Consider the following 13,661-nt stretch of genomic DNA (forward strand, 5'->3'; position numbering starts at 1 on the left):
CCAAAATTAAATATTCTGTATTGAAATAAACTTTTTATTAAATTTTTTATACAAATGTACAGATGAGTAAGGAACAAATAAAATATTTGACAAATTTACGGGCACTTGCAACGGTGCTTGTAATTGCTTTGCATGTTTGTGCAGATTACTTAGCTGATTTTCAGCAAGAAGCTTGGCAATGGGAATCTATGAACTTGTTAGACAGCGCAACACGTATTTGTATTGGTTTATTTTTTATGATAACCGGGGCTTTACTCATCAACAAAAATATTGATTTAAAAGCATTTTTAAAAACCCGATTTACACGCATTTTATTTCCGTTTTTGTTTTGGACCGGCGTTTACGTAGCATTTGTTTATTGCATATCCGATCAATCTTTACCTGACCTACTAAAACACAGCTTTTATTATGGCGCAGCGTACCATTTTTGGTACATTTATGTATTAATTGGTATTTACCTGTTTATACCCATAATCGCAGTTTTTGCAACCCAAGCACAATCTCAAAAATTAATTTACTTTTTTGTTATTTGGACAATTTGGCTACTAAATAACATGTACTTTTTTAGAGATTTTTTACCCAACATCAATTTAATATATTTTTCGGGCTATTTGGGTTACGTTGTTTTAGGTTATTATTTACATCGTACAACCTTCCGTCCAAAACTAAAAGTAGTACTTGCTTTTTTATTGGTAAGTTATGTCATAACTTTTTTAGGAACGGCTATTGCAAGCACAGAAAATGAGCAGTTAGAAACTATTTTTTATCAATATTTAGATGTAAATGTGGTAATTATGACCGCAGCAACTTTTATGTTATTTAAATATTGGGTAACCCAAACAACGGTTTGGATTGCAACTTTTAGCCGTTATAGCTTTGGCATCTTTTTCATTCATCCCATTTTTATTTGGTTTCTTAACCATTATTCGGTTTCCTTTTCAAACCTTTGGTTGGTAGATGCGTTGGTAAAAACTTGTTGCGTAAGCTTACTTAGCTTGGCGGCAATTTACTTATTAAACAAACTACCTAAAGGCAAATTGTATGTTGGATAAATGTAGTATTTTTGTGCAAAATTAAAATTCATGTCAAATTTGCCCGAAGCTTTTATTGCGTTTGAATCTGATGTTTCGGCCGTAGTCTTGCCACAAGCTTTTACCTTTCCTTTTCAATATGAACCGCATCAATTAAGTAAAATAGCTGCTGCAGAAACACAAACGTATTTAGAAAATTATACAACATTAAATCACAACTTTGGTTTAACCCCCGAACAATCGGGATTGGTTATTGGTAAAATGTTTGGCGTTTTAGTAGTTCAGGCACCCGACGGAACTTTAGGCTATTTACGCGCGTTTTCGGGAAAATTAGGTAATGAAAATCATCACATTGGTTTTGTACCACCTATTTTTGACATGTTAACCAAGCAAAGCTATTTTTTACAAGAAGAAGAAGTTTTAAATCGCATCAATAAAGAAATAGAAAGTTTATCTGATGCCGAAAACTACAAAGCTTTACAACAACAATTACAACAGGTTATAGCTGAAAAAGAAACAGCAATTGCGCAGAAAAAAGCGGAGTTAAAATGCGAAAAAAACACGCGAAAAACAATTCGAGAAACACAACGGAAACTTTTATCTGCTGCTGCATTTGAAATTTTAGAACAAGATTTAATTAAACAATCGTTGCGTGATAAGCACGAACTAAAAGTTTTAACCGAAAAGTTAGAAAACCAACAGCAGCAACTTGAAACCGAATTAGCCGAAATGAATCAGGCGATTGATGCACTAAAAAATGAGCGTAAAGAAAAATCGAACGCGTTGCAAGATTATTTGTTTCATCAATATCAATTTTTAAATCAAGCACAAGAAACAAAAAATTTACTGGACATTTTTAAAAACACCGTTTTTGGACGTCCGCCAGCTGCAGCCGGCGATTGTGCTGCGCCTAAATTGTTACAATATGCATTTCAGTATCATTTAAAACCCATTTGCATGGCTGAATTTTGGTGGGGCGCATCGCCCAAATCTGAAATCAGAAAGCACAAACAATTTTATCCGGCGTGTACCGGTAAGTGTGAACCCATTTTAGGACATATGCTACAAGGCATTGAAACCGATAAAAATCCGTTACTTGTTAATTGGGCAGTTGATTTAGATTATAAAATTGTTTATCAGGATGAAGATGTTGTGGTGGTAAACAAACCAGCCGAAATGCTTTCGGTGCCGGGCATTAATATTCAAGATTCGGTTTATACCCGCATCAAAAAGCAATTTCCGTTAGCAGACGGCCCTTTACTTGTTCACCGTTTAGATATGAGTACTTCGGGTTTGTTACTAATTGCTTTAAATAAAAAAGCACATAAATTTTTACAAGCACAATTTATAAAGCATACCATAACCAAACGATACGAAGCGCTATTAAACGGAGTTGTTGAACAACAGGAAGGTTATATTGACATTCCTTTACGAGGTGATTTAGACGACCGACCAAGACAAATTGTTTGTTACAACCATGGTAAAGCTGCCAGAACACAATTTAAGGTAATTGAAACCACGCAAAATACCACACGAATTCACTTTTGGCCCATTACCGGACGTACGCATCAATTGCGTGTGCACGCCTCGCATCATTTGGGTTTAAATTGCCCCATTTTTGGCGATGATTTGTACGGCAGTAAAAGCAATCGTTTGCATTTACATGCTGCTTATTTAAAATTTGTACATCCAACAACCAAGCAAAATATAGAAATTACGTCTGATCCTGATTTTTAATTCATTTTTTAAAAGAATTAAAAAAATACCCCTATATTATGTTTTTAATATTATTTATCTTTGTGTAATACTTTATTTTTAAAAATATGCAACATATAATAAATCGTTTTATTAGTTACGTGACGGTTGATACCGAATCGGATCCAGAATCTACAACAACACCAAGTACAGCTAAACAATGGGATTTAGCCAATAAATTGGTTGAAGAATTAAAAGCTATTGGTTTGCAAGATGTAAGCATTGATGACAAAGCATACATTCAGGCAACATTACCAAGCAATGTGGAACATGAAGTTCCGGCTATTGGTTTTGTATCACATTTTGATACATCACCAGATTTTTCTGGCGCAAACGTAAAACCACAAATTGTAACCAATTATGATGGTGGAGATATTGTTTTAAATAAAGATTTAAACATTATTTTATCGCCTAAATATTTTGACGATTTAAAACAATATAAAGGCCAAACGTTAATTACTACTGACGGAACAACTTTATTAGGTGCTGATGATAAAGCAGGTATTACAGAAATTGTAACGGCTATGGAATATTTAATTCAGCATCCAGAAATTAAGCACGGAACTATTAAAGTTGGATTTACACCGGATGAAGAAATTGGTCGTGGCGCTGACTTTTTTGATGTTGAAAAATTTGGTTGTGAATGGGCTTATACCATGGACGGAAGCCAAATTGGTGAGTTAGAATATGAAAACTTTAACGCAGCTGGTGTTAAATTAACTTTTAAAGGTAAATCGGTTCACCCGGGTTATGCAAAAGGCAAAATGATTAACTCAATGCTTTTAGCAAATAAATTTATCTCTAAATTACCTAAAGATGAAGTGCCAGAAAAAACATCAGGTTATGAAGGTTTCTTTCATGTAAACGACATTCAAGGTTCGTTAGAAGAAACACATGTACAACTTATTATTCGTGATCATAACCTTAAAAAGTTTGAAAAACGTAAAAAGTTTGTAGAAGAAGTAGTAAAAAAAATGAACAAAAAATACGCACGTAAATTTGGCGAAGATATTGTTGATTTAAAAATTACTGACCAGTACTACAACATGAAAGAAAAGGTAAAGCCGGTAATGTTTATTGTTGATATTGCAGAACAAGCAATGAAAGAATTAGATATTAAACCGCTTATTAAACCTATTCGTGGTGGTACAGACGGTTCTCGTTTATCATACATGGGTTTACCTTGTCCTAACATTTTTGCGGGTGGACATAACTTTCACGGAAAATACGAATATGTACCGGTTGAAAGCATGGTAAAAGCTACTGAGGTTATTGTAAAGATTGCTGAAATTACAGCAGAACGTTACAAAAAATAAGAAAAAAAAAAGCTCAACTTAAAGTTGAGCTTTTTTATTATGCTTTTTTATCTTCTCTTAAACGCATTGAAAGTTCTAAAGAAATTGCTGCTTTTTCAAACAAAAGCTTACCAGCCATTGTTTCTAAAACAATTGTTTTCTCGTTTATTTCATGAACTTTACCATGAATTCCTGCTTTTGTAATTACACGATCTCCTACTTTTAAAGCGCTTTCAAAAGCTTTTTCTTTTTTCGCCTTTTGTTGTTGTGGTCTAATCATCATAAAATAGATGATTACTAACATAAAAATAAAAGGTAAAAAACTTTGAATTGATTCCATATATAAAATTATTGTGTTAGAACTTGAGCTTTAACTAAAAACATTTCTTTACCAATAGCAGTGTTTGTAGCTAAAGTAACTGTTTTTTGCTGTAATCCTGGTTTTCCTGCAGAATCAAAAGTTACATTCATAGTATAAGATTCACCCGGTTTAATTGGTTGGTTTGGTACTTCTGGTACAGTACAACCACAACTTCCTTGTGCTGCGTAAATTACTAAATCTGTTTTACCTGTGTTTGTAATTTCGATTGCACCTTGACCAATTTGTCCCATAGTTAAGTTACCAATATCTAAAACTTCTTTATCAAAAGAGATTACAGGTAAATCTTCTACGTTAATTGCTGGTGCTTGTGTTGTTGCATTGTTTTCTACAAACTTATCTGTTGCCGTTTCTTTACAAGAAACTACAGTTAATGCTAAAACTGCATAAATTCCTAAAATTTTTTTCATAAAAAATTACATTAATCCGCGTCCGGTTTTAATTAAACGTTTATCATTGGTATAATCTTTAACAAGATTATCTAATATTCCGTTGATAAAAATACTACTTTTTTTAGTAGAATACTCCTTAGCAAGCTCTAAAAATTCGTTTATTGTAACTTTTACTGGTATTGAAGGGAATTTTAATAGTTCGCAAATGGCCATTTTTAAAATAATAGCATCTAAATCGGCAATACGATCTGCATCCCAATTGTTTGTTTTGTTTGCGAATTCTTTTTCTAGTTCGTTGTTATTTAAAACCGTTTTTCTAAACAAGGTTCTAGCATATTCTTTATCTTCTAAATCTTTATACAATTTTGGTACGTAAAAAGATTTTTCTTGATTTTTAATATTTTTTAATTGTTTTAAAATTAATGTATTTACAATTGGCAAATCATCAACCCAAGTAAGTTTAGCTTCTTCAACAAATTCATACAACTTATCGTTTGATGCAATAAGTTCTGTAAACATTTGTTCTACAAAAAGTTTATCATCTTCAAAGCTACGCGTTGCATTGTTCATGTATTGAGCGTACAATTCGGATGCTTTAATGTCTTTTAACAAAGCTAAAATAAAATCGTTTTTTAATTGAAATGTTTTTATTTTACGTGCTTCTAAAGCGTTGTTTAAACTTTCGTTATCGGTTAACAAAGTTAAAACGGCATTGTTAATAAATTTTGTATTGGGATTGCGTTCTTCTGGAGTTGCAAGATGTTTTTTGCGTAATAATTCTAAATGATTGGTTTCATTCTTCTTTAATTCTGCAAAAATAGACATAATTGTTAAGTACAAATCTTGTATATTTTCTAGCGAGGCAAGTAAAAATTTTTCTTGAGATTCAAGATTATCGTTTCCACTTTTTTGCATAGCATAAATCGCTTGCATTACTTTAATTCGGATATGTCTTCTGTTTAACATCTTGTATAAGAACTTTAATAATTTAAGAAAGCGGAATTCATACTGAAAACCGCTTTGCAAAGTTATATCAAAAAAATTATATTTTGTTATTTTAATTCTTGTTTTTTTGCATCAATTCGCTTTTGTGCCATGTTAAAAGCTGCGGCGTGCGAAGTGATGTTATTTTGGTCGGCAAAATGTAAGGTTTGCAAAGTTGTATTGTAAATATTTTCTGTACGTTTCATGGCTTCATCTAATTTATAACCAACAATTTCACCATAAACAGAAATAATTCCGCCGGCATTAATTAAAAAATCGGGTGCATAAACAATACCACGATCGCGTAAAATTAAGCCGTGCTTTTGTTCATTTTGTAATTGATTGTTAGCGGCACCCGCAATGGCTTTTGCTTTTATTTGATATACGGTTTCGTCATTAATAGTTGCTCCTAAAGCACAAGGCGAATAAATATCAACATCGGCCGTATAAACATCACCGGTATAAATTTGTACACCGTAACGTTTGGCAACTTCTTCTAGCTTATCTTTAAAAATATCGGTAACGTAAACCACCGCATTTTCTTTCACTAAATAGCTTACCACGGTTTCGCCAACATTACCAACGCCCTGAACCAAAACTTTTTTTCCTTCTAAATTATCAGTTCCAAAGGCATGCTTGGCTGCCGCTTTAATTCCCATATAAACACCAAAACCTGTTATTGGAGAAGGATTTCCGGATCCGCCCATTTCGACCGAAATTCCGGTAACATGATTGGTTTGGGTATGAATCAGATCCATATCGGCCGTTGTTGTTCCAACATCTTCAGCTGTAATGTATTTTCCACTTAATGAATTTACGTATTGTCCAAATTTTTTAATTAACTCGGGCGATTTGTCGGTTTTTGCATCCCCAATAATTACTGCCTTACCGCCGCCTAAATTTAATCCTGAAATTGCTGATTTATAGGTCATTCCGCGTGACAAACGTAAAACATCGTTTAAAGCTTCCCATTCGTTGGCGTAATTCCACATTCGGGTACCGCCCAAAGCAGGCCCTAAAACTGTGTTATGAACGCCAATTATTGCTTTTAAACCAGTATCTTTGTCGTAACAAAACACCACTTGTTCGTGATTGTCAAAAGATTGTTGCCCAAAAACAGGATCTATTTTATGTAGTTCGTTTGCTGGTATTAAATCTGAGTTCATAATTTATTGTTTTTAGTAGTTTATCTCTTAAATTTACAAAAAAAATATTTGATGATCATGAACTTAATTCGTTTATTTTTGTTTTACCAGTTGTAAAGCAATACGTTACAAATCATCTTTTTTTAGTTTACACAACCATAATGAAAGAACTTAAGCACTTAAATAAATACTTTTACAAATATAAATTTCACTTTTTAGGCGGAATTTTAATTACCATTATTGCACAAATCATTACCTTATATGCACCAAAATTAATTGGTGAATCTATTAATGTATTAGAAAATGTGAACGAAAGTGCACAAGCTAAAATTGATGCTATTAGCTTAAACATTTTTTGGGTAATTGTTACCACATTAATTGCTGGTTTTTTTACATTTTTAATGCGACAAAGTTTAATTGTTATGTCGCGCCATATTGAGTACGATTTAAAAAACGAAATATTTACTAAGTACGAACAGTTAAGTCAAGAATTTTATAAAAACAATAGAATTGGCGATTTAATGAATCGTATTAGTGAGGATGTTGGTAAGGTAAGACAATATACAGGACCGGCAGTAATGTACACCATAAATACCTTTATTCGATTTGCAGTAGTTTTGGTTCAAATGTATATTATATCGCCCAAACTTACTTTTTACACGCTAATCCCGTTGCCGTTATTAAGTTATTTTATATACAAAGTAAGTACAGAAATTAACATTCGTAGCGGTGCGTTTCAGGCTAATTTATCCACTTTATCATCATTCACACAAGAAACGTTTAGCGGAATTCATGTAGTAAAAGCAAACGGAATTGAGCAACGTAAGTTTGACGAGGTTAAAGAACTTTCTAAACAAAGTAAAGAGAAAAACTTAAGTTTAGTTAAAGTAAATGCCTTATTTGGCCCGTTAATGATTTTGCTTATCGGTTTAAGTAATTTAATTGTGATTTACATTGGGGGTAAAATGTACATTCAAGGTACCATTGCAGATATTGGTATTATAGCTCAATTTATTTTATACATTAATATGTTAATTTGGCCGGTTGCTTCGTTAGGTTGGGTTTCTACCATGATTAAAGAAGCAGAAGCTTCGCAACAGCGTATTAATGAATTTTTAAAAGTTGAACCAACCATAAAAAATACAGTAACAGCTACCAAACCCATTCAAGGTGCTATTACATTTAACAACGTAACATTTACTTATCCAGATACGGGCATTACGGCGTTAAAAAATGTTTCGTTTCATGTAAATCCTGGTGAAACCTTAGCTATTTTAGGAAATACTGGTTCAGGGAAATCAACTATTTTGAATTTAATTTCAAGATTATACGATACCAATTCTGGCGAAGTTTTAATAGACGGAATTGCAACGCCCAATCATAATCTTTATAACTTACGCTATAATGTTGCTGTAGTTCCGCAAGATGCATTTTTATTTTCTGATACCATTGCTAACAATATTAAGTTCGGAAAAAAAGATGCTACGCAAGAAGAAATAGAAAATGCAGCAAAAACTGCACACGTACATCATAACATTATAGATTTTAAAAAAGGCTATAAAACCATTTTAGGAGAACGTGGAATTTCTTTATCGGGTGGGCAAAAACAACGTATTTCTATTGCACGTGCTATAATTAAAGATGTTCCTATTTTATTATTTGACGATTGCCTTTCTGCAGTGGATGTAGAAACCGAAGAAGCAATTTTAAAAAATTTAAAACAATCTACCCAAAATAAAACAGCAATTATTGTTACCCACAGAATTTCTGCTGCATTTAACGCAGATAAAATTATTGTTTTAGATGATTATCAGGTTGCCGAATCGGGCACGCACGACGAACTTATAGCTTTAAATGGCTATTATAAAAATCTTTTTGAGAAGCAAATTCATAATAAAAAGTAAAAAATTAACTTGTTTTTGTAAGTTTTTCTGTTCATATTTGAAATACAAATCTAACCAATACGACAAATTATGATGGAAAATGAGATGCATGAAAAAGAAGAAATTTTCTCAAAAGTTTTAAGAGCGGGCCGCCGTACTTACTTTTTTGATGTTAGATCTACAAAAGCTCGCGATTATTATATTACCATTACTGAAAGTAAAAAAACAATAGAAGAAGACGGAAGTTTATTTTTTAAAAAACACAAAATATATTTATATAAAGAAGATTTTGAAGCTTTCACTGCCCTACTAAACGAAATGACCGATTATGTACTAGAAAACAAAGGTGCTGAAGTTATTTCAGAAAGACATCAAAAAGATTTTAAGAAAAACTTTATGTCAGAAAAAGAAAGTGCTGTAATTCATGAATTATCAAGTATTACTTTCGAAAATATTTAATAAAACTACTATAAAATTATAAATTCTTGCCGTATCTTTAATTAAAAAATATGGCAAGAACTTCTTCAAATATGCTTGCGCTGCAAACAACCGCGCCAAACTTTAAGCTGCCAGATACCAATTCCAATCATTCTTATTCTTTTAACCAAGTTAAAGGAGAAAAAGGCACTTTAATCATATTTATTTGCAACCATTGCCCGTATGTATTATTAGTAATTGACGAAATTGTTCGCATTGCGAACGATTATCGCGTGCAAGGCATTGGCATAGCAACCATTTCGAGCAACGATGTAAAAGCCTATCCGCAAGATCACCCTAAACTAATGACCGAATTTGCTTTTCATCATAAAATGGACTTTCCTTATTTATACGATGCAACCCAACAAACAGCCAAAGATTACGATGCTGCATGCACCCCAGATTTTTACTTGTTTGACGAGCGTGACAAATTGGTTTACAGAGGTCAACTTGACGATGCCCGCCCACAAAATGGCATCCCAGTAAGCGGTTCAGATTTACGAAATGCAATTGATGCCCTACTGTATAACAGACAAATAAACCCAATACAAAAACCAAGTTTAGGATGTGGCATAAAATGGTTGTAATTTTGATTGGCTATTAAAAAGATTATTATAAATTTGTCACGGTAATGAGTAGGTCATTTTTATAGTATTATGAATTGAAACACTATAATTTTAACTAATCATCAAAAAATTTTCTAACAAACTTTTAAACTCAAAAAAATAGAAATTTCTTAAACCTAAATTATGTCAAACAAAAAAGTTTCATTAGTTGCAAGGCAAGTTATTTGGATAATAACATTAGGGTTTTTAATTGGCACCTTATATCTTGTTATTAAACACCACGCGCACTGGTTATTTTTAACGGGCCCATTGCTGATTTTTGCAGTTGTTGTTTACGATACTTTTCAAACACATCACTCAATTACGAAAAATTACCCTTTAGTAGGGCGTTTTAGATATTTATTCGAATCATTCAGACCAGAATTTAGACAATACTTTTTTGAAGGTGAATTAGATGGTAAACCATTTAACCGCCGTCAACGTTCTATTGTATATCAAAGAGCGAAAAACGAAAAACAAACCATCTCATTTGGTATGCAAGACGATCCGAATCGTGTAGGTTACGAATGGGCAGCGCATTCTGTTTATCCAAAACATGCAGATTCTAAAACTTTCCGCACCTTAGTTGGTGGTAAAGATTGTACAAAACCTTACTCGGCTAGTATTTTTAATATTAGTGCAATGAGTTATGGTGCCTTAAGTAAAACGGCAATTATGTCATTAAACAAAGGTGCTGCATTAGGCGGTTTTGCTCACAACTCAGGAGAAGGTGGAATTTCTGATTACCACAGAAAAGGTGGTGATTTAATATGGCAAATTGGTACTGGGTATTTTGGTTGTAGAGATGAAAAAGGTCATTTCTCACCAGAATTATTCGAAGAAAGAGCGAAATGGGATGAAGTTAAAATGATTGAACTTAAATTATCTCAAGGTGCTAAACCAGGTCACGGAGGTTTATTACCTGCTGAAAAAAACACCCCAGAAGTTGCAAAAATCAGAACAATTAAACCAGGAATTGCAGTGCATTCACCATCATCGCACACTGCGTTTTCTGATGCAAAAGGTTTAATTCAATTCATTAAAAAATTAAGAGATTTATCAGGTGGTAAACCGGTAGGTTTTAAAATATGTATTGGTAAAGAAAGTGAATTTGTGGACATTGTAAAAGCCATGAAAGAAGCTGACATTTATCCAGATTTTATTACCGTTGACGGTGCCGAAGGTGGTACAGGAGCAGCTCCTTTAGAATTTATTGATTACATGGGAATGGCATTGGCTGATGCTTTGGTTTTTGTTAATTCTACTTTACAAGAATTCGGAATTAGAGAACAAATTAAAGTATTTGCAGCAGGTAAAGTAATTTCTGCTTTTGATTTAGCTAAAGCTTTATCATTGGGTGCAGATGCATGTTATTCAGCACGCGGAATGATGTTTGCCTTAGGTTGTATTCAAGCCTTACAATGTGATAGCGGAAAATGTCCCGTAGGTATTGCAACGCAAGACAAACAATTGTACAAAGCATTAGATATTACTGATAAGCAAGTACGTGTAGCTAATTTCCATAAAAACACATTAAAAGCTTTAGCAGAATTTATCGGAGCTTGTGGATTTGAATCGCACGAACAAATTACACCAGATGTTTTTTATAGAAAAAATGATAAAGGTAGAAACGAAAGTTTTGCACACATTTACTATAAAAACAACACCAATACGAAAAAAAATATTGTAGGTGATGCTTTTTTAAACATCTAATAAAAAGCCCAGAATGAATCTGGGCTTTTTATTTATTTTTGATTTTAAAATCAAAAGTCTGTATTTAAAATGTTTTTAAATACAGACTTTTTTTAATATTTAACACTACTAATTATTAAATATACATCCCGTAAGAAAAATTTTATTATTTTTATACGATAGAAGAGCAAATCACTATAAAATTATCAGAATACAAATTAAATACAGATTAGGAACATGGCAGTAAAAATTATAGGAACCGGATCATACATTCCAGAAGTAATTGTTACCAATAAAGAATTTGCACAACATGTGTTTTTGCAAGAAAATGGCAATAACATAGCAATGGATAACGAAACCATAGCACGTAAATTTAAAGCAATTACCGGAATTGATGAACGTAGATATGCAGCAAATGACCAAAACACATCTGACCTTGCTTTTTATGCAGCCGAAACTGCAATTGCAGATTCAGGAATTGATCCCGAAACTTTAGATTATATTATTGTAGCACACAACTTTGGTGATGTGCAACATAAAAAAATTCAATCAGATACTGTGCCAAGCATTGCTGCACGAGTTAAACATAAGCTACAAATCAAAAATCCTAGATGTGTGGCCTATGATTTACTTTTTGGATGTCCTGGCTGGGTTGAAGGCATGATTCAAGCAAATGCATTTATTAATGCCGGCATTGCGAAGCGATGTTTAATAATTGGTGCCGAAACCTTATCTCGTGTGGTGGATATGCACGATCGTGATAGTATGATTTATGCTGACGGATCTGGAGCGGTTGTAATAGATAACCTACCAGACGAAAAAGGCGGTATTTTAAGCCATAATTCTGCTTCTTTTACCTATGAGGAAGCTAACTTTTTATTTTTTGGTAAATCGTACAATACTGATCATTGTGAATCTACTCGCTATATCAAAATGTTTGGACGTAAAATTTACGAATTTGCATTAACAAATGTTCCAATTGCTATGAAGGAATGTTTTGACAAAAGCGGGCACGATATAAAAGATTTAAAAAAGATCATCATTCATCAAGCCAATGAAAAAATGGACGAAGCTATTGTACAACGCTTTTATGAATTGTACAACACAACAATGCCAGAACTTATAATGCCAATGAGCATCCAGTTCTTAGGAAATAGCTCGGTAGCAACCATTCCTACTTTGTTTGATTTAATATTAAAAAACCAGAAAGAAGAACATAATTTCACCAAAGGTGATGTAATTCTTTTTGCAAGCGTTGGTGCCGGAATGAATGTCAATGCGATAACCTATCAAATATAGATCCATAAAAAAACCCAATCTAAATAGATTGGGTTTTTTATATATAAGTAAGATAAATTATTAAACGATTGTTATTTTACTTTATTTACAACTGCTGCGAAAGCTTCAGGGTGGTTCATAGCTAAATCAGCTAAAACCTTACGGTTTAAATCGATGTTATTCGCTTTAACTTTACCCATGAATTGAGAATAAGACATTCCGTGTAAACGTGCACCAGCGTTAATACGCATAATCCATAATGAACGGAAATTTCTTTTCTTTTGTTTTCTATCGCGGTAAGCATATTGTAATGCTTTTTCAACAGCGTTTTTAGCAACTGTCCAAACGTTTTTACGTCTTCCAAAGTAACCTTTGGCAAGTTTTAATACTTTTTTTCTTCTTGCTCTTGAAGCAACTTTATTTACTGATCTTGGCATAATTTTAATGTTTTTGTAGTAAGGCGCTTTTCAGACTTATATTCTAAGAAAGTAGAAAGCCCACTCCAGGGTTATTTTAATTTATTTAACCGAACAATAATTCGTTTAGATTAAACGTAATTGTTGTTTAACGCTTTTCTCGTCAGATTGGTGAACCAATCCAGAGTGAGTTAAAGCTAATTTACGCTTTTTAGATTTTTTTGTTAAAATGTGACTTTTAAAAGCGTGTTTTCTTTTGATCTTTCCAGAGCCAGTAACTTGAAAGCGTTTCTTAGCACTAGATTTAGTTTTCATTTTAGGCATCTTGT

The 13,661-nt window shown here is 32.8% G+C and carries 14 protein-coding genes; 8 read left to right on the forward strand and 6 right to left on the reverse strand.

What is annotated here, in order from left to right; all coding sequences use genetic code 11:
• The first annotated feature begins 86 nt into the window (after positions 1-86).
• The 3 genes from K5I29_RS07270 to pepT all read left to right on the forward strand — a co-directional run bounded on the left by K5I29_RS07270 (position 87) and on the right by pepT (position 4,102).
• On the forward strand, positions 87-1,052 hold the full coding sequence (locus K5I29_RS07270) for an acyltransferase (protein WP_264432044.1): 966 nt from the start codon (positions 87-89) through the stop codon (positions 1,050-1,052).
• A 30-nt stretch (positions 1,053-1,082) separates the two neighbouring features.
• Complete coding sequence (locus K5I29_RS07275) at positions 1,083-2,768, forward strand: RluA family pseudouridine synthase (protein WP_264432047.1); 1,686 nt, start codon at positions 1,083-1,085, stop codon at positions 2,766-2,768.
• An 86-nt stretch (positions 2,769-2,854) separates the two neighbouring features.
• Positions 2,855-4,102, forward strand: coding sequence for a peptidase T (gene pepT, locus K5I29_RS07280; RefSeq protein WP_264432048.1), 1,248 nt, complete (start codon positions 2,855-2,857; stop codon positions 4,100-4,102).
• 37 nt (positions 4,103-4,139) lie between these two features.
• On the opposite strand, the gene yajC is transcribed toward pepT, so the two are convergent.
• From yajC to K5I29_RS07300, 4 genes are all read right to left on the reverse strand, one after another.
• Positions 4,140-4,421 (reverse strand): preprotein translocase subunit YajC, encoded by a 282-nt coding sequence (gene yajC / locus K5I29_RS07285; protein WP_264432050.1) that lies wholly within the window; start codon positions 4,419-4,421, stop codon positions 4,140-4,142.
• 8 nt (positions 4,422-4,429) lie between these two features.
• On the reverse strand, positions 4,430-4,870 hold the full coding sequence (locus K5I29_RS07290) for a DUF1573 domain-containing protein (RefSeq protein ID WP_264432052.1): 441 nt from the start codon (positions 4,868-4,870) through the stop codon (positions 4,430-4,432).
• Positions 4,871-4,876: 6 nt separating this feature from the next.
• Positions 4,877-5,818, reverse strand: coding sequence for a transcription antitermination factor NusB (gene nusB / locus K5I29_RS07295; protein ID WP_264432053.1), 942 nt, complete (start codon positions 5,816-5,818; stop codon positions 4,877-4,879).
• Between the two features lie 86 nt (positions 5,819-5,904).
• Positions 5,905-7,002, reverse strand: a complete 1,098-nt coding sequence (locus tag K5I29_RS07300; protein ID WP_264432055.1) for a Glu/Leu/Phe/Val family dehydrogenase — start codon at positions 7,000-7,002, stop codon at positions 5,905-5,907.
• Positions 7,003-7,142: 140 nt separating this feature from the next.
• On the opposite strand from K5I29_RS07300, the gene K5I29_RS07305 reads away from it, so the two are divergent.
• The 5 genes from K5I29_RS07305 to K5I29_RS07325 all read left to right on the forward strand — a co-directional run bounded on the left by K5I29_RS07305 (position 7,143) and on the right by K5I29_RS07325 (position 12,937).
• A complete protein-coding gene (locus K5I29_RS07305; RefSeq protein WP_264432056.1) occupies positions 7,143-8,885 on the forward strand; it encodes an ABC transporter ATP-binding protein in 1,743 nt (580 codons plus the stop codon).
• A 69-nt stretch (positions 8,886-8,954) separates the two neighbouring features.
• Complete coding sequence (locus K5I29_RS07310) at positions 8,955-9,323, forward strand: PUR family DNA/RNA-binding protein (RefSeq protein WP_264432058.1); 369 nt, start codon at positions 8,955-8,957, stop codon at positions 9,321-9,323.
• A 50-nt stretch (positions 9,324-9,373) separates the two neighbouring features.
• Positions 9,374-9,928, forward strand: a complete 555-nt coding sequence (locus K5I29_RS07315) for a thioredoxin family protein (protein WP_264432060.1) — start codon at positions 9,374-9,376, stop codon at positions 9,926-9,928.
• Between the two features lie 162 nt (positions 9,929-10,090).
• Positions 10,091-11,659, forward strand: a complete 1,569-nt coding sequence (locus K5I29_RS07320; protein ID WP_264432062.1) for an FMN-binding glutamate synthase family protein — start codon at positions 10,091-10,093, stop codon at positions 11,657-11,659.
• Between the two features lie 216 nt (positions 11,660-11,875).
• The gene (locus K5I29_RS07325) at positions 11,876-12,937 is read left to right on the forward strand and encodes a 3-oxoacyl-ACP synthase III family protein (protein ID WP_264432063.1); all 1,062 of its coding nucleotides are present in this window, start codon (positions 11,876-11,878) and stop codon (positions 12,935-12,937) included.
• 71 nt (positions 12,938-13,008) lie between these two features.
• On the opposite strand, the gene rplT is transcribed toward K5I29_RS07325, so the two are convergent.
• Positions 13,009-13,353 carry a 50S ribosomal protein L20 gene (gene rplT / locus K5I29_RS07330; protein WP_264432065.1) on the reverse strand — a complete coding sequence of 115 codons (345 nt, stop codon included), beginning with the start codon at positions 13,351-13,353 and terminating at the stop codon, positions 13,009-13,011.
• 105 nt (positions 13,354-13,458) lie between these two features.
• Entirely contained in the window at positions 13,459-13,656 is a 198-nt protein-coding gene (gene rpmI / locus K5I29_RS07335; RefSeq protein WP_264432066.1) for a 50S ribosomal protein L35, read from the reverse strand.
• Positions 13,657-13,661: the final 5 nt, after the last annotated feature.

It is taken from the genome of Flavobacterium agricola (assembly GCF_025919725.1).
Lineage (GTDB): Bacteria > Bacteroidota > Bacteroidia > Flavobacteriales > Flavobacteriaceae > Flavobacterium > Flavobacterium agricola.

Excerpts from the sequence above, each read along its gene's own strand:
- yajC (WP_264432050.1), bottom strand. The coding sequence starts at position 4,421 with ATGGAATCAATTCAAAGTTTTTTACCTTTTATTTTTATGTTAGTAATC.
- K5I29_RS07305 (WP_264432056.1), top strand. The coding sequence starts at position 7,143 with ATGAAAGAACTTAAGCACTTAAATAAATACTTTTACAAATATAAATTT.
- rpmI (WP_264432066.1), bottom strand. The coding sequence starts at position 13,656 with ATGCCTAAAATGAAAACTAAATCTAGTGCTAAGAAACGCTTTCAAGTT.
- K5I29_RS07300 (WP_264432055.1), bottom strand. The coding sequence starts at position 7,002 with ATGAACTCAGATTTAATACCAGCAAACGAACTACATAAAATAGATCCT.
- K5I29_RS07310 (WP_264432058.1), top strand. The coding sequence starts at position 8,955 with ATGATGGAAAATGAGATGCATGAAAAAGAAGAAATTTTCTCAAAAGTT.
- pepT (WP_264432048.1), top strand. The coding sequence starts at position 2,855 with ATGCAACATATAATAAATCGTTTTATTAGTTACGTGACGGTTGATACC.
- rplT (WP_264432065.1), bottom strand. The coding sequence starts at position 13,353 with ATGCCAAGATCAGTAAATAAAGTTGCTTCAAGAGCAAGAAGAAAAAAA.
- K5I29_RS07325 (WP_264432063.1), top strand. The coding sequence starts at position 11,876 with ATGGCAGTAAAAATTATAGGAACCGGATCATACATTCCAGAAGTAATT.
- K5I29_RS07290 (WP_264432052.1), bottom strand. The coding sequence starts at position 4,870 with ATGAAAAAAATTTTAGGAATTTATGCAGTTTTAGCATTAACTGTAGTT.
- K5I29_RS07320 (WP_264432062.1), top strand. The coding sequence starts at position 10,091 with ATGTCAAACAAAAAAGTTTCATTAGTTGCAAGGCAAGTTATTTGGATA.
- nusB (WP_264432053.1), bottom strand. The coding sequence starts at position 5,818 with ATGTTAAACAGAAGACATATCCGAATTAAAGTAATGCAAGCGATTTAT.
- K5I29_RS07315 (WP_264432060.1), top strand. The coding sequence starts at position 9,374 with ATGGCAAGAACTTCTTCAAATATGCTTGCGCTGCAAACAACCGCGCCA.
- K5I29_RS07275 (WP_264432047.1), top strand. The coding sequence starts at position 1,083 with ATGTCAAATTTGCCCGAAGCTTTTATTGCGTTTGAATCTGATGTTTCG.